The 15,602-nt window shown below is 64.2% G+C and carries 12 protein-coding genes; 3 read left to right on the forward strand and 9 right to left on the reverse strand.

The window, feature by feature from the left end; translation table 11 throughout:
• Positions 1-36 precede the first annotated feature (36 nt).
• Together ACZ2HM_RS11010 and ACZ2HM_RS11015 are read left to right on the forward strand one after the other, a co-directional pair.
• On the forward strand, positions 37-2,154 hold the full coding sequence (locus tag ACZ2HM_RS11010) for an autotransporter assembly complex protein TamA (RefSeq protein WP_037479204.1): 2,118 nt from the start codon (positions 37-39) through the stop codon (positions 2,152-2,154).
• Positions 2,154-6,362: a translocation/assembly module TamB domain-containing protein gene (locus ACZ2HM_RS11015; RefSeq protein WP_470425230.1), complete on the forward strand. Its 4,209-nt coding sequence runs from the start codon at positions 2,154-2,156 to the stop codon at positions 6,360-6,362. Before ACZ2HM_RS11010 ends, ACZ2HM_RS11015 begins: the two co-directional genes overlap by 1 nt.
• Positions 6,363-6,369: 7 nt before the next feature.
• Here ACZ2HM_RS11015 and ACZ2HM_RS11020 read toward each other — a convergent pair whose 3' ends face one another.
• The 7 genes from ACZ2HM_RS11020 to ygfZ all read right to left on the reverse strand — a co-directional run bounded on the left by ACZ2HM_RS11020 (position 6,370) and on the right by ygfZ (position 12,994).
• On the reverse strand, positions 6,370-8,538 hold the full coding sequence (locus tag ACZ2HM_RS11020; RefSeq protein WP_037477451.1) for a prolyl oligopeptidase family serine peptidase: 2,169 nt from the start codon (positions 8,536-8,538) through the stop codon (positions 6,370-6,372).
• Positions 8,539-8,660: 122 nt separating this feature from the next.
• A complete protein-coding gene (gene rplQ, locus ACZ2HM_RS11025; RefSeq protein WP_037477453.1) occupies positions 8,661-9,086 on the reverse strand; it encodes a 50S ribosomal protein L17 in 426 nt (141 codons plus the stop codon).
• A 177-nt stretch (positions 9,087-9,263) separates the two neighbouring features.
• A complete protein-coding gene (locus tag ACZ2HM_RS11030) occupies positions 9,264-10,328 on the reverse strand; it encodes a DNA-directed RNA polymerase subunit alpha (protein WP_037477455.1) in 1,065 nt (354 codons plus the stop codon).
• Between the two features lie 119 nt (positions 10,329-10,447).
• A complete protein-coding gene (gene rpsK / locus ACZ2HM_RS11035) occupies positions 10,448-10,837 on the reverse strand; it encodes a 30S ribosomal protein S11 (protein WP_004208752.1) in 390 nt (129 codons plus the stop codon).
• 78 nt (positions 10,838-10,915) lie between these two features.
• Entirely contained in the window at positions 10,916-11,284 is a 369-nt protein-coding gene (rpsM, locus tag ACZ2HM_RS11040) for a 30S ribosomal protein S13 (protein ID WP_037477457.1), read from the reverse strand.
• A 208-nt stretch (positions 11,285-11,492) separates the two neighbouring features.
• Positions 11,493-12,245, reverse strand: coding sequence for a glutaminyl-peptide cyclotransferase (locus tag ACZ2HM_RS11045; protein ID WP_037479207.1), 753 nt, complete (start codon positions 12,243-12,245; stop codon positions 11,493-11,495).
• Between the two features lie 11 nt (positions 12,246-12,256).
• Complete coding sequence (ygfZ, locus tag ACZ2HM_RS11050) at positions 12,257-12,994, reverse strand: CAF17-like 4Fe-4S cluster assembly/insertion protein YgfZ (RefSeq protein ID WP_470426844.1); 738 nt, start codon at positions 12,992-12,994, stop codon at positions 12,257-12,259.
• Between the two features lie 76 nt (positions 12,995-13,070).
• Here ygfZ and ACZ2HM_RS11055 point away from each other — a divergent pair, with 76 nt between their 5' ends.
• Positions 13,071-14,402, forward strand: coding sequence for a dihydroorotase (locus ACZ2HM_RS11055; protein WP_037480197.1), 1,332 nt, complete (start codon positions 13,071-13,073; stop codon positions 14,400-14,402).
• Here ACZ2HM_RS11055 and rarD read toward each other — a convergent pair.
• Positions 14,399-15,256: an EamA family transporter RarD gene (rarD, locus tag ACZ2HM_RS11060; RefSeq protein WP_037480713.1), complete on the reverse strand. Its 858-nt coding sequence runs from the start codon at positions 15,254-15,256 to the stop codon at positions 14,399-14,401. The genes ACZ2HM_RS11055 and rarD overlap by 4 nt on opposite strands.
• Before the next feature lie 41 nt (positions 15,257-15,297).
• Positions 15,298-15,519 (reverse strand): hypothetical protein, encoded by a 222-nt coding sequence (locus tag ACZ2HM_RS11065; RefSeq protein WP_037480199.1) that lies wholly within the window; start codon positions 15,517-15,519, stop codon positions 15,298-15,300.
• Positions 15,520-15,602 lie beyond the last annotated feature (83 nt).

Genomic DNA, 15,602 nt, shown 5'->3' on the forward strand with positions numbered 1-15,602 from the left:
ATCATAGGGCTGGCGATGAAGGGGCATCGCATTTTCATGATCAGACGGCAGGCACATCATGTCCGGCGCATGTTGGGCCTTATCCTCGTCACCGCGTCGCCCCTGCCTCTCATGGCGCAGACGACCAATGACCCTGTGCCTGCGCTCCCCTATGACGCGACAGCGAGCGAAGAACCGATCCTGCCCGACGATCAGTTTGAAGCGCGCCTGCCGCAGGTCGAAAATACCGACCCAGCAGCCCCTCTTCCATCCATCGACAGCTGGATCGACCAGCAGATGCCGCAACAGGCCGACGCGCCAACGCAGTTGCCGCCTGCGACCGAGCCCGCGCAGGAGGTCGAACTCGCCCAGCCCTTGGCCCCGCTCGACAGCGTGACCGTGCCCGCCAATGCCGCGTCCGACGATGATCCCAATGCCAAGCAGCCCGACATCCGCTATGCGAGCAGCATCGAAGGGTTCGGCAAGACTGGGCTGGAGGATGCGTTCAAGGATGCATCGACCCTGATCGATGGCGATGGCAAGGCGGAAACCGCAGCCATGGTGCAGGCGCGGGCGCAGGAGGATGAGAAACTCGCCGTGCGGCTGCTCTATTCCGAAGGCTATTATGACGCGACCGCGCTGGCCAGCCTCGATCAGACCGGCGACGGTACGCTCAAGGCGGTCGTTTCGGTGACACCTGGCAAACGCTACAAGCTCGGCGATATCGTCATCACCGCCGAGCCGACCGTACCGGCCGGACTGGTGCGGGACAGCCTGCCGCTCAAGACCGGCGACTATATCGTCGCCACCACGATCGAGGGTGCGGAGGCGAATGTCGCGCTGAAGCTGCCGGAAAATGGCTATGCCTTTGCCAAGGTTGGCGAACGCGACATCCTGCTCGATCCGGCGACCATAACGGGCGACTATACCCTGCCCGTCGACACCGGCCCGCGCGGCACATTCCGCAAGATTACCACGAGCGGCGACAAGCAGGCCTTTGGTGCCGACCATATGGAAGTCATCCGCCGCTACAAACCCGGCCAACTTTATGACAGCCGCAAGGTCGATGACCTGCGCAAGGCACTGGTGGCGACGGGCCTGTTCGCCAGCGTCGGCGTCGATCCGGTGCGCACCGGCGAAGCCGGACCCGATGGCACCGAATATGTCGATCTGCATGTCGAACAGGAGGCGGGTCCGCCGCGCACGCTGGCCGGCGAAGCAGGCTATGGCACCGGCCAGGGCTTTCGCGCGGAAGGCACCTGGACCCACCGTAATCTCTTTCCGGCCGAAGGCGCGCTGATCGCCAGCGTGGTTGCGGGCACGCAGGAACAGGGCGTGGCAGGCACATTCCGCCGCTCGAACGCGGGCAAGCGGGACCGCACGTTTCAGGCAGGCGCGCTACTCAACCATCAGAAATATGACGCCTATGAGGCCTTTACCGCTGGCCTCAACATCACTTGGGCGCGCCAGTCGACGCCGATCTTCCAGAAGCGCTGGACCTATAGCTATGGCGCGGAAATCCTGCTGTCGAACGAACAGACGACGATCGACGCTGCCACGGGTGAGAATAACCGCCTGACCTATTTCATTGGCGCGCTGCCGGTGCAGGTCGGCTATGACCGTTCCAACGACCTGCTCAACCCCACAAGGGGCTTCCGCGCCAATCTGCGCGTGTCACCCGAAGCCTCGCTGCAGGGCAATGTTTCGCCCTATGTGCGCAGCACGTTCGACTTGAGCGGCTATTTCCCGGTATCGGACAGCCTGGTCATCGCCGCGCGCACGCGCCTTGGCACCATCAACGGCGTGGCCCGCGATGATGTCGCGCCATCGCGGCGCATATATGCCGGTGGCGGTGGATCGGTGCGCGGCTTCGGGTTCCAGGAATTGGGACCGAAGGACGTGAACGCCGATCCGATCGGCGGCCGATCCGTCAATGAATTTGCGGTCGAGGGCCGCTATCGTTTCGGCAATTATGGCGTGGTCGCCTTTGTCGATGCGGGGCAGGTGTATGAAAGCCAGATCCCGGAATTTTCCAACATGCGCTACGGCGTGGGTCTGGGCGGTCGCTTCTATACCAATTTCGGTCCCTTCCGCGCCGACATCGCCATGCCGATCAACCGGCAACCGGGCGAATCCAAATTCGCCGTCTATATCGGGATCGGGCAGGCTTTCTGATGACGCAGGACGACACCCTCACCCCCGACCGGATCGACACGGTGCGCCAGGGTCGCCCCTTATGGCAGAAGATCGCGATCGGCGTTGTCGGCTTTATCGTCGCGATCGTCGTGCTGACGGGCGTGTTGCTGCTTGGCCTCAACACCCAGCCGGGCAAGAAATTCCTGATCCAGCAGATCGCCGCGTTCCAGATGGAATCGGGGATGGCGATCGAGGTCGGGCGGATCGATGGGTCCATTTATAGCGACATGGTCATCCACGACCTGATCCTGCGCGATCCCAAGGGTGTGTTCGCGGTCAGCCCGCGCGTGCATGTGGTGTGGAAGCCATTCCGCTACATCAACAACCATATCTCTGTCAGCCTGCTCGAAACGCCGTTGGTTGTGCTGGCGCGCAGTCCGCAGTTCAACGTCACGCCAACCGATCCCAACGCGCCGATCCTGCCCGACCTCGATATCGACGTCGATCGGATGAAGATCGGCAAGTTCATCCTCGCCCGGCCCGTCATCGGCCAGAAGCGCGAGATCGCCATCGATGGCGTCACGCATATTGCCGATGGCCGCGCGATCCTGTCCGCCGATGCCATCGTCGATAGCGGCGATCGGTTGCAGGCGAAGCTGGACGCCGTGCCGTCGCAGAACCGCCTGGCCATGAGCGGCACGTTGGCCGCGCCCAAGGGCGGCGTCATCGCCGCCATGTCGGGCCTGACGGACGGCATGACCGCAACCCTGGATGGCAAGGGCACCTGGCAGGCGTGGGACGGGCGCATCGTCGCCACCAGCCCCAAGGGCGAGCTTGCCAACGTCGCCATCGCCGCGCGCGATGGCAATTTCACCGCCAAAGGTCCGGTGCGTCCGGGCCTGGTGATGGCGGGCACCGTCGATCGCCTGACCGCACCGCAACTGGATGTCGATCTGTTCGCGGGTCTCAACGAACGGCGCGTGAACCTCAAAGGCACATTGCGTTCGCCTGCGCTGTCCGCCGATGCACAAGGCGTCATCGACCTGGCCGCCAGCCGTTTCAGCGCGCTGCGGATCAACGCCGCGCTGCTCACGCCCGGCGCGATCATGGAGAAGGTGCGGGGCCGCGATGTGCGCGCGTCGATCATTCTCGATGGGCCAATGGCGACGCCGTTCATCGACTATGACATCACCGCCAGAAATCTGGCATTCGACGCAACCGGTATCGAAAATCTGAAGGCCTCTGGCCGCGCGGTGATCGACACCGACCGCATCCGCATTCCCGTGAACGCCACGGCGAGCCGCGTGACCGGCCTGAATGCTGCGGCAGGCGGTCTGATGAACAATCTGCGCGTCAGGGGCGACTTCGCCTATGCGGGCGGCAAGCTGATCAGCGACAATCTCAAGATCGACAGCGACCGGATCGATGCCACCGCGATCATCCTCGCCGATCTCGACAACGCCCTCTATCGCGGGGCGCTTAAAGGCAGGGTCAACGATTATAAGATCGATGGCGTCGGCATCGTCAATCTCAATACCGATGTCGAACTGGTCCCCGGTCCCAAGGGCGGCTTTGGCCTGTCCGGCCGCTTCGGCGTGCGCACCGCGCGCTGGGAGAACGCCTCCGTCCGCGATTTCCTGGGCGGCAATGCCGTGGCCAGCGGCCGCATCGGCATGACACCGGAGGGCAAGTTCACGCTCGCAGGCCTCAAGGGCGCGGCGCCCAATTTCACGATTCAATCGGGGTCGGGCAGCTATGATACGGATGGCGCGATCGCCTTCGACGCGACTGCTTCCTCGCGCCAATATGGCCCGCTTGCGCTGACCGTGCGCGGGACAATGGAGCGGCCGCAAGCCGTGCTGCGCGCAGCGCGGCCCAATGTCGGCGTGCAATTGTCCGACGTCGTTGCGAAACTGAATGGCGAAGCGGCGGGCTATCGGCTGGAAGCCACCGGTGGGTCGCCCTATGGGCCATTCTTTGCCAATGTGCTGATCCGCACCGCCACGGGGCCGCTCACGATCGACGTCACCCGCGCGCGTTTCGCCGGTGTGGACATGAACGGCCGCATCCAGCAGAGCGCTGCCGGCCCCTTTACCGGCCAGCTGGCGATGAACGGCTCCGGCATCACCGGCGCGATCCGGCTCGCCGCGGTTGGCAAGGCGCAGGGCGTGAACGTCAATGCGACCGCCAGCAACGCCAAATTGCCGGGCGATGCGGAGATATTGATCGGCCGCGCGATCGTCACCGCCTCCATGGTACTGACCGACCAACCGCGCATCATCGCCGACGCCCAGATCGCCAACGCCGCCTATGGCGACTATATCGTGCGCAAGGCGCGGGCGAAGCTCGATTATCAGGGCGGGCGCGGCAAGGCCCAGCTAGTTGCGGACGGCTCCAGCGGCGTGCCCTTCTCGATCGCCGCCAACGCCGCGCTACGCCCCAATCTCTACGCCGTGGCGTTGCAGGGCAAGGCGGGCAACATCCCGTTCCGCCTAGCCCAGCCCGCGATCATCCGCACCGAGCCGAGCGGCTATCGCCTTGACCCAGCGACACTGGTCCTGCCGCAGGGCAAGGTCGATCTGGCCGGGCGCTTCGGCGGCACGACGGCAGTGCAGGCGCGCTTCAAGGATTTCGATCTCGCCATCGTCAACATGGCTGCCCCCGGCATGGGCATTGGCGGTCGCATGACGGGCGCGCTCGACTATGTGCAGGAGGGCAATGCCTTCCCGACCGCGACCACGCGCCTTGCCATCGCCGATTTCCGCCGGTCGAGCCTGTCGGCCGTATCCGATCCCGTTTCGATGACGATGGAGGGCAAACTGTCCGCCGCAGGCGGCGACATGCGCGGGCTGATCCGGCGCGGCAGCGCGACGCTCGGCCGCTTCGTCGCGACGCTCGCCCCGCCCGGCCCCGGCGCAAGCTGGAGCGAACAGCTCCAGTCAGCCCCGCTCGGTGGTGGCATCCGCTATTCCGGCCCGGCCGATGTCCTCTTCTCCTTCGCAGGCCTGGCCGACCAGCAGCTGACCGGCGGCCTCGCCGTTGCTGCGGACTTTAGCGGGCGGCTGACGGCCCCGCGCGTCAACGGCATCGCCCGCGCCAATGCGCTGACCTATGAGAATGAGACGTTCGGCACTCGCGTCACGCAGATGAAGCTCGACGGGCGCTTCACCAACGACCGGCTCGACATCCGCGACTTTTCAGGGCGCGCTGGCGACGGAACGGTGCAGGCGTCCGGCACGGTAGGGCTGGCGGCGGATAGCGGATTTCCGATGAACATCGCGGTCAGGCTCGACCGCGCACGCTTGGCGCGCAGCGAAGCGATTACCAGCGTGGTGAGCGGATCACTGGCCATCACCAACAGCGCGGCCAATGGCGGCCTAATCAAGGGTGATCTCAGTCTGCCCGAAACCCGTTACAAGGTGGCCTGGCAGGGTGGCACGGAAATTCGTCAGCTCCAGGGCGTCCGTCGCAAGGGCGAAGGCACCGACATACTCGACCAGCGTATGGCCGCGCGCAAGACCGCGGCGCAGCCCGCCGACTGGAAGCTCGACATCCGCGTGCGGGCCGACAATGAAATTTATGTGACCGGCATGGGGTTGGATTCCGAATGGAAGACGGACATGCGCGTCACCGGCACCACCGCCAATCCGCGCGTCGTCGGCAAGCTGGAAGTGCTGCGGGGCCGCTACAGCTTCTCCGGCAAGCAATTCGACCTGGAGCAGGGCATCATCACTTTCAACGGGCCGATGATGAACCCCACGCTGGCGATCAAGGCGGAGACGCGGATCGATACGGTCACGGCGGGGCTGCAAGTCACCGGCAGCGCGCAGCAGCCCGACATCGCCTTCATCTCGACGCCCAGCCTGCCGCAGGATGAAATCCTCTCCCGCATCCTGTTCGGCGATAATGTCGCCAACCTGTCGGCGACGCAGGCGATCCAGTTGGCAGCGGCGCTGAACGGCCTGCGCGGCGGCAGCGGGGGACTCAATCCGATGGGCAAGCTGCAGGGCGCGACCGGCATCGACCGGATCGGCATCGTCGGCGGCGACGAGCAGACCGGGCGCGGGACATCGCTCGCAGTCGGCCAGCGCATCTCCAACGATATTTATGTGGAGATCATCACCGACTCGCGCGGCTTCACGGCGACCCAGTTGGAAATCGCCCTGTCGAAGACGCTCAGCCTGCTGTCCAAGACTGGCACCAACGCCGGGTCGTCAGCCAACCTGCGCTATTCGAAGGATTATTGAGGGCGCGTCATTCGGGCGTTCGCTGGATCGTCAGTCCGGTGAAATGCGCCAGGAAGGCATAGCTGTCGGCATATTCGTCGATCAGCTTGTCGATCGGTTTGCCCGCGCCATGGCCCGCACGATTTTCCACCCGCAATAGCCGGGGCCGATCCCCGACCGCTGCCGCCTGGAGGGCCGCCGCATATTTGAAGCTGTGCGCAGGCACGACCCGGTCGTCGGTGTCGGCCGTGGTCACCAGGATGGCGGGATAGTCCTTGCCGCCCAATATATTGTGGTAGGGCGAGTAGCTGTAGAGCAACGGAAAATCCTTGGCCCGGCCCGGCGAGCCATAATCATCGACCCAATAGCGCCCGGCGGTAAAACGGTCGAAACGCAGCATGTCCATGACCCCCACGGCAGGTAGGGCAGCGGCGAAAAGGTCGGGCCGCTGGTTGACCACGGCGCCCACCAGCAACCCGCCATTGGAGCGCCCCTCGATCGCCAGGCCATCCTTGGGCGTATAGCCATTGCTCTTGAGCCATTCGCCCGCCGCAATGAAATCGTCGAACACATTCTGCTTGTTCGCCCCGCGCCCGGCCTCATGCCACGCCTTGCCGAACTCGCCGCCACCGCGCAGATTGGCGATGGCATAGACCCCGCCCTGCTCCAGCCAGGCAAGCCGCGTCGCCGAATAGCCGGGCGTCAGGCTGATGTTGAAACCGCCATAACCATAGAGGATGGTCGGCGCGGCAATCGCTCGGTCCGCCAGCACCTTTTTGCGGATGATGGTGATCGGGATCGGCGTGCCGTCCTTGGACGGGTAGAGCCGCTGCTCGATGCCGAAATCATCGGGGTTGAAGGGCAGGTCGGGCTGCGCGAACACGCTGCTTTCCATGGTTGCGGTGTCGAACCGATAGATGCTGGACGGCGTTACGAAGCCGGAGAAGCTGAAGAATGTCTCCGGATCGCCGTCACGCCCGCCAAAGCCCGCCGCCGTGCCCATGCCCGGCAGGGGGACATCCGCCACCTTGCGCCCGTCCAACTCGACCAGTTCGGCAATCGTCTCCGCCTCGCTGACATAAGCCAGGACCAGCCGGTTGCCGACGAGCGACCCGCCCGCCAGCGTCTCGGCCCGCTCCGCCACCACTTCCCTCGCTCCCCGGCGCGGCCGCGCGGCGTCCAGAGTCACCAGCCGCGATCGGGCGGCGGATTTGTTGGTGATGAAGTAGAGCGTCGTTCCCCGGCTGCCGACCAGCCGCCAGTCATGCGTTGGTCCCTTGACCAGCAGGCGCGGCTTGACCGGGCCTCCGTCCAGCACGGCGACATGGACTTCACGCCGGCTGTCGATGCCTTCGAAACTGTTGATGACCAGCCAGCCGCCATCGCTCGTCACCTGCGCCTGATGGCTGAGCTTGGGCCGGTCGGGCGTTTCGTAGACAAGTTGGTCCTGCGCCTGTTCCGTGCCGATCCGATGGTAGAAAAGCTGCTGCCCCTCATTGGCGGAGCGAAACGTCTCGCCGTCCGCTGGGGGGGCATAGCGGGAATAGAAGAATCCCTCGCCCCGCCCGTCCCAGGCGATCTGCGAGAATTTCACCCATTCGACCCGTTCGTCCAGCGTTCGGCCGCTGTCCACGTCCAGCACGCGCAGGGTGCGCCAGTCGCTCCCCGCCTCCTGCATCGCATAAGCGAGGTAGCGGCCATCGGGGGACGGTGCCCATTCGGCGAGCGCGCTCGCGCCGTCCTTGGCCCAATCATTGGGATCGAGCAGCAAGCGTTGCGCACCCGCCAGCCCGTCGCGCACATAAAGCGGGGTCTGGTTTTGTAGACCCTTATTATAGCCGTAAAAATAGCGGCCTCCTGCCTTGCGCGGCACGGTGTAGCGGCCGTGCGACAACAAAGCCTGCATCCGCGCCTTGAGCGCATCGCGGCCCGGTAGCCCGTCGATATAGCGGCGGGTCAGGGCGTTTTCCTGAGCCACCCAGTCGCGCACGGCCGGATCGGCGCGCAGGTCGTTTTCGAGCCAGCGATAGGGGTCGGCGACCTTCACGCCGAAATGATCCTCGACCAGATCGAGCCGTCGTGCCGCGGGGTAGCGCAGGCTGCCATCCTGCGCGCCCGCATCGATGATAGCCGCGTTCGGCCCGGCCAGCGCAGGCGTCGCCGCCAGCAGCAGCGGCAGCAGGGTCAGGCGAAACACGCGCGCATCCTCTCACAGTCTTCTTTAACGCCAACAGGCCGCAGCTCTCTTGAGAGCCACGGCCTGTTGGTAAAGCAATATGGTCCGACTGTCAGGTCATGCCGACAGTCGCAACTGACGGATCAGGCTGCTTCCAGCTCATCCTCGTCTTCATTCTGCAGCGGGCCGGAATCCTGACCCTTGGCGCTGACGTCGCGATCGACCAATTCGATGATCGCCATCGGCGCAGCGTCCGACGCGCGGAAGCCAGCCTTGATCACGCGGGTATAGCCGCCGTTGCGATCCTTATAGCGTTCGGCCAGCGTCTCGAACAGCTTGATCAGCTGCGTGTCGTCCTGCAGCCGCGCATGGGCGAGACGACGGTTGGACAGGCCACCCTTCTTCGCCAGCGTGATCAGCTTTTCGACATAGGGACGCAGCGCCTTCGCCTTGACCGTGCCGGTCATGATCTGCTCATGCTTGATGAGCGAGGCGGCGAGGTTGCGCAGCAGCGCGTTACGATGGCCGGTAGCGCGTTGCAGCTTACGCTGACCCATTTTATGACGCATAATCTCTTCCTTCGTTCGTTAAGGGGCCGTTTGAGGTACCCCAGACCTGGCGGTGATAAGGGCCACCGCCGACAACCCTTGCCCAAAAAAGCGGCAAAGTTCACACCGTCACAGGAGCGAAATTCGCCTGCCCGGTCATCGCCCCTTCCCGCACGAATACGGAAAGGAGCGAGAGGATCAGCCCAGCAGCTCTTGTTCGAGCTTCTTGGCCATTTCCTCGATATTCTCAGGCGGCCAGCCGGGGATGTCCATGCCAAGGCGCAGGCCCATGGACGACAGCACTTCCTTGATTTCGTTCAGCGACTTGCGGCCGAAATTGGGGGTGCGCAGCATCTCGGCTTCGGTCTTCTGGACCAGATCGCCGATATAGATAATGTTGTCGTTCTTGAGGCAGTTGGCCGAGCGGACCGACAGTTCCAGTTCGTCCACCTTCTTGAGAAGATAGCGGTTGATCTGGTTGGTGTCGCCTTCGCTGTCCGACGTCGATGCGACGGCATGTCCGCCCTGCGACGGCGCTGCGGTCGGCAGTGCGTCTTCGAAGTGGACGAACAGCTGGAGCTGGTCCTGCAGGATACGGGCGGCGAAGGCCACAGCATCTTCCGGCGTGACGGTGCCGTCGGTTTCGACGGTCAGCGACAGCTTGTCATAGTCCAGTTCCTGGCCGACGCGGGTGTTATCCACCTTGTAGGCGACCTGACGGACCGGCGAGTAGAGCGCGTCGATCGGGATGAGGCCGATCGGCGCGTCGGCCGGGCGGTTGGCAACGGCGGGGACATAGCCCTTGCCGATGTCAGCCGTCAGTTCCATGTTGAGCGTCGCACCCTGGTCGAGATGGCAGATGACCAGATCGGGGTTCATCACCTCGATATCGCCGACGACGCTGATGTCGCCTGCCTTGACCACGGCCGGGCCGGTGGCGGAAAGCTGCAGGCGCTTTGGCCCGTCGCCTTCCATCCGCAGCGCAACCTGCTTGATGTTGAGGACGATATCGGTCACGTCCTCACGCACGCCAGCGAGCGACGAAAATTCGTGCAGGACGTTCTCGATCTTGATCGAGGTGACCGCCGCGCCCTGGAGCGAGGAAAGAAGAACCCGGCGTAGCGCGTTGCCAAGCGTCAGGCCGAAACCGCGCTCTAGTGGCTCGGCGACAAAGGTCGCCTTACGCTTGCCGTCGCTGGTTGGCTTGATTTCCAGCGCGTTGGGCTTCTTCAATTCCTGCCAGTTCTTCATGTTGACAGTCATGTAATTCCCCTGGGGATGTGGCCGAAACGCTTATGATCCTGGACCCGACAGGACGTTGCGGCCGATGCAGACGGGTAACGGGCGGCGCGTCCGCCGCCCGCCATATCGCTCAGCCGTGGTTAGACGCGGCGGCGCTTGGACGGACGCACGCCATTGTGCGGGATCGGCGTCACGTCGCGAATCGAAGTGATGTGGAAGCCGACGGCCTGCAGCGCGCGCAGAGCCGATTCACGACCCGAACCGGGGCCCTTGACTTCGACTTCCAGGGTACGGACGCCATGTTCGGCGGCCTTGCGGCCCGCGTCTTCGGCGCACACCTGGGCGGCGTACGGGGTCGACTTGCGGCTGCCCTTGAACCCCATCATGCCGGCCGAGGACCAGGAAATCGCATTGCCCTGGGCGTCGGTGATGGTCACCATGGTGTTGTTGAAGCTGGCGTTGACGTGCGCGACGCCGGCCGAGATATTCTTGCGCTCACGGCGCTTAATGCGCTGGGGTTCGCGTGCCATTTTGCTCTATCCTACTGAAATCGTTTAAAAGGAGAAGTCGCCGGAGGGTCAGGCCAAAAGGCCTGCGACCCTCAACGATTACTTCTTCTTACCGGCAATCGCCTTTGCCTTGCCCTTGCGGGTGCGCGCATTGGTGTGCGTGCGCTGGCCACGAACCGGCAGCCCCTTACGATGACGCAGGCCGCGATAGCAGGCCAGATCCATCAGGCGCTTGATGTTCATCGCGGTGTTGCGACGCAGATCGCCCTCGACCGTCAGGTCGGCGTCGATGGTTTCACGGATCTGGAGCACTTCGGCGTCCGAAAGATCCTGAATACGACGGCTCTGGTCGATGCCGAGCTTGGTGGCGATATCAACGGCGGTCTTGCGACCAATGCCGTGAATGTAGGTGAGCGCGATGATTACGCGCTTGTTGGTCGGGATGTTAACACCCGCAATACGTGCCATGGTACTTAAATCTCCTGCTCCACGGGGCGATTGGCGTCACCCCATCTCAAAGCGTCAAAGGCCGGTTTTCCTGGCGGAAAAGCGCGATCCATACTATCCTCCGAGACGCAAAAAAGACGGTCAGTGCGCAAAGCACTGCCGGTCACCTGCGTGTCGGGATCGGTCGCCACTAGCGATTCGGCCGCTTCCTGTCAACCGCGTGGCTGGTCTATTCGGCCGCGCGGGCAACCTTTATCTCGAACAGCTTGGGCCAGTTCTTGCCGGTCACGAACAGGCGATCCCTTTTACTGTCCCAGGCGATGCCATTGGCCACCGCTTCGCTGTCCGTCACCCCCGCCGCCTTGCGCAACGCGGCGATGTCGACCCAGTCGATCACGGCGCCATTGCGGGGGTCGATCCGGGCAATCTTCGTATCATACCAGATATTGGCCCAGATTTCGCCGCGCACATATTCCAGTTCGTTCAGTCGATCGACCGCCCGGCCGTTCCAGCTCACGGTGATGCGGCGCTGTTCGGTCAGCGTGTCAGGATCGAGGAAACGAAGTTGCGCGGTGCCATCGCTCATGATCAGGCTCTTGCCATCCTGGGTCAGGCCCCAGCCTTCGCCCTCATAGCGAAAGTCGGCGATCGGCGCGAAATCATCGAGCTGCCAGACGAAGCCGCGCCGGTGCCGCCAGGTCAGGCTGACGATCCGGTCGTTCCAATTGACCATGCCCTCCCCGAAATAGGGCCGCTCGATCGTGCGGCGGGCCAGTATCTTGCCCGTGCGCAGCGCCACTTTGCGAATGTCCGACCGGCCTTCCAGCCCCGTGCTTTCATAGAGCGCGCCGTCGTGGAAGAAGAGACCCTGGGTGAAAGCCGTCTCGTCATGCGGGTAGGTTTTGACCAGCGTCCAGGGCGTGTCGGCCAGGGCTGGCGTGGCGATGAGGGCGAGTAGGGCGAGAAGGAGCATCCGCCCCATGCGTCGGCAGGTCATTCCGCCACCTGCGCCGCTATGGCTTGCGCCAGCCAGTCCGGCAGTAGCGCGGGGTCCAGATCCTCCACCCGCCGCAATTCGATCGACAGGCCGAGGTCGGGCAAGGCGGCGCGCTGGCGCTTCTCCTCGGCCTGCGCCAGCGGCACAGCGACCAGCCGCCGGTTCACCTTGGCGCGATAATGCATCCGCGCGGTATTTTCCTGCCCGACATAGCAGCCCTTGTCATAATCGACGCCATGCAACTCCCCGGCATTGGTTTCGAGCCAGAGCGTCTGATCCTGCCCCAACTCGCCCACCCCTTCGAACACGCCGATCGCCAGCCGATGCGCGCGGAAGGCAGCAGAGGCATCCCCCTCCCCCGCTGGCGCGATCCAGCGATGGCCAAGCGCCGGCAGACGCGGGTCAAGCGGCTTGTCCTGCGCGTCGGGCGCCCAATGCACCGCCAACGCATCGTCCCGCGCGATCACGACCTTGCGGCGCAGGCGATAGAGGGTGAGGCGCTTCGCCAGCGCATCGGCTTGCGCCGCCTCACAGTCGATCAGCACATCCTCGCCGTCTCTCCATAGCAGGAAGTCGAACAGCGCCTTGCCCTGCGGCGTCAGCAGCCCGGTCCAGCGCGCCTCCCCCGGCTTGAGCGTCAGCACGTCGCGAGTCAGCAGCCCTTGCAGGAAGGGCTTGGCCTCCTCGCCCGAAATTCTGAGGAGCGCGCGGTCGGTGAGGGTGGTGCCGGTCATCGGCTTTAGGTAGGACAGTCGCGCTGAATAACCAACCCGTTCGGGCCGAACGGGTTTTGACAAGCGGAACCACGCCATGACCCAGACTTTCGACCTGATCCTCAAAAACGGCACCGTCCACACACCGGGCGGCGCGGAGCAGACGGACGTGGGCGTGCGCGCAGGCAAGATCGTGGCGATCGGTTCCGGCCTGGGTGATGGAGGCGAGGTGATCGACTGTACCGGGCTGGACGTACTGCCCGGCTGCATCGACAGCCAGGTGCATTTTCGCGAGCCGGGCCTGGAACATAAGGAAGACCTCGAATCGGGCAGCCGCGCGGCGGTGCTGGGCGGGGTGACCGCCGTGTTCGAAATGCCCAACACCAACCCCAACACCGACACGGCCGCGCGCGTCCATGACAAGCTGGTCCGCGCCCGGCATCGCATGTGGTGCGACCATGCCTTTTATGTCGGCGCGACGGCGGACAATGCCGAACAATTACGCGAACTGGAACGCATCCCCGGCACGGCGGGCGTCAAGATCTTCATGGGTGCCTCGACCGGCAGCCTGCTGGTCGATGACGATGATGCCCTGTCGCGCGTACTGGCCAGCGGCACCCGCCGCGTCGCCATCCATGCCGAGGATGAGGCGCGGATGAACGCGCGCAAGGATTATCGGGTGGAGGGCGATCCATCGTCGCATCCGGTCTGGCGCGACGATGAAAGCGCGATGATCGCGACCAAGCGGATCATCGCGCTCGCCCGCGCGGCGCGGCGGCGCATCCACATCCTGCACATCACGACGCCGGCGGAGCTGGAATATATCGGCCAGAACAAGGATATCGCGACCTGCGAAGTGACGCCGCAGCATCTGACGCTGGCGGGGGAGGATGCCTATCCGCGCCTTGGCAGCTATGCGCAAATGAACCCGCCGATCCGCAGCGCCGCGCATCGCGACGGGCTGTGGCAGTGGCTTAATCAGGGCGTGCCCGACGTGCTGGGCAGCGACCATGCGCCGCACACGATCGAGGAAAAGGCCAAGACCTACCCGGCCAGCCCCAGCGGCATGCCGGGCGTGCAGACGCTCGTGCCGTTGTTGCTCAATCATGTGGCGGAGGGGCGGCTGACGCTGCGCCGCTTCATCGAATTGACCTCGTCGGGGCCGCAGAGGGTGTTCGGGCTGGTCGGCAAGGGCCGGATCGCGCTTGGCTATGATGCAGACTTTACCGTGGTGGACCTCAAGAAGCGCTGGACCGTGGGCAAGGACTGGCTCGCCTCGCGCTGCGACTGGTCGCCATTCGAGGGGATGGACCTGACCGGCAAGGCGGTCGGCACCATCATCCGCGGCCATCGCGTGATGTGGGAAGATGCGCTGGCCGACGCCGCAGTGGGCGAACCGGTGCGGTTCGAGGCGACGGAATTTTCCTAAGCCGTCACGACCCGATTGCGGCGGGCGGCCTTCACGCTGTCCGTCGCAAACAGGATGAGGCCGACCCAGATCAGGCCGAAGCTCAGCATTTGCCCCAGGCTCAGCGTCTCGCCGAACAGCACGACACCGCAGACAAATTGCAGCGTGGGTGCGAGATATTGCAGCACGCCCAGCGTCGCCATCGGCAGGCTGCGCGCGGCCGTGGCGAACAGCACCAGCGGCACGGTGGTCACTAAGCCTGCGATGATGAGCAAGGCAGTGGTGGACATGTCCTGTCCAAAGCCGATGGGACCATGGCTCGCTTCCCAGAGCAAATAGGCGACCGCCAGCGGCGCGAGCAGCAGCGTCTCGACACCCAGGCCGGTCATCGGCGCCACCGGCGTCATCTTGCGGATGAGGCCATAGAAGGCGAAGCTGAAGGCGAGCGTCAGGCTGATCCACAGCGTCGTAATCGCAGACGCCGCCAAGATGGCAACTCCCACCGCCGCAAAGCCGATCGCCAGCATCTGCCCGCGCCGCAAGCGTTCCTTGAGTACCAATACGCCCAGCGCCACATTGACCAGCGGGTTGAGGAAATAACCAAGGCTAGTCGCCACGACATGGCCGTCATTGACTGCCCAGACATAGACCAGCCAGTTGATCGCGATCATAACTGCCGATCCAGCCAGCGCCAGCAGCAGACGACGATCGCGCAGCACAGCGATCATCGGACCGATGCCGTTGCGCAGCGCCAGCAGCGTCAGGATCAGCAGCAGCGACCAGAGGATGCGCTGGGTAACGATTTCGACCGGATCGACATGGTGCAGCAGCCGGAAGAAGATCGGCAGCAGCCCCCAAAGCCCATAAGCGCCCAGCGCCGCGAGCAATCCCCGGCGTGTACTGGCGTCCGCGTCGGTCAGATAAGCCCCCCGCCCATGAACAGCCGCAACGCGCCGAACGCCGCGACGATCAGGCAGAAATTGCGGCCACCATTTTTCGAGGAGAACATGCCGATAAAGGCGCCGAACAGCGCCATGGGCACGAAGATCCAGTTGAGCGCGCCCAGAAACGGAAAGACCGCCGGCATCATCATGATAAGGGTGACAAGGCCGATAAAGCCGGACAAGATATTGAGCATGATGGTCAGATGATCCTTTCGCCGCGCGCGAACAAGTCGGTCGACAGGGCCAATGCGCAGAAACTGGCCTTGCGATAGGGGAA

The sequence above is a fragment of the Sphingobium sp. KKT206 genome, assembly GCF_055640555.1.

What these genes read in the sequence shown, in the direction of transcription:
- ACZ2HM_RS11010 (WP_037479204.1), top strand. Translation starts at nt 37, where the DNA reads ATGATCAGACGGCAGGCACATCATGTCCGGCGCATGTTGGGCCTTATC.
- ACZ2HM_RS11015 (WP_470425230.1), top strand. Translation starts at nt 2,154, where the DNA reads ATGACGCAGGACGACACCCTCACCCCCGACCGGATCGACACGGTGCGC.
- rplQ (WP_037477453.1), bottom strand. Translation starts at nt 9,086, where the DNA reads ATGCGTCATAAAATGGGTCAGCGTAAGCTGCAACGCGCTACCGGCCAT.
- ACZ2HM_RS11030 (WP_037477455.1), bottom strand. Translation starts at nt 10,328, where the DNA reads ATGACTGTCAACATGAAGAACTGGCAGGAATTGAAGAAGCCCAACGCG.
- rpsK (WP_004208752.1), bottom strand. Translation starts at nt 10,837, where the DNA reads ATGGCACGCGAACCCCAGCGCATTAAGCGCCGTGAGCGCAAGAATATC.
- rpsM (WP_037477457.1), bottom strand. Translation starts at nt 11,284, where the DNA reads ATGGCACGTATTGCGGGTGTTAACATCCCGACCAACAAGCGCGTAATC.
- ACZ2HM_RS11045 (WP_037479207.1), bottom strand. Translation starts at nt 12,245, where the DNA reads ATGGGGCGGATGCTCCTTCTCGCCCTACTCGCCCTCATCGCCACGCCA.
- ygfZ (WP_470426844.1), bottom strand. Translation starts at nt 12,994, where the DNA reads ATGACCGGCACCACCCTCACCGACCGCGCGCTCCTCAGAATTTCGGGC.
- ACZ2HM_RS11055 (WP_037480197.1), top strand. Translation starts at nt 13,071, where the DNA reads ATGACCCAGACTTTCGACCTGATCCTCAAAAACGGCACCGTCCACACA.
- ACZ2HM_RS11065 (WP_037480199.1), bottom strand. Translation starts at nt 15,519, where the DNA reads ATGCTCAATATCTTGTCCGGCTTTATCGGCCTTGTCACCCTTATCATG.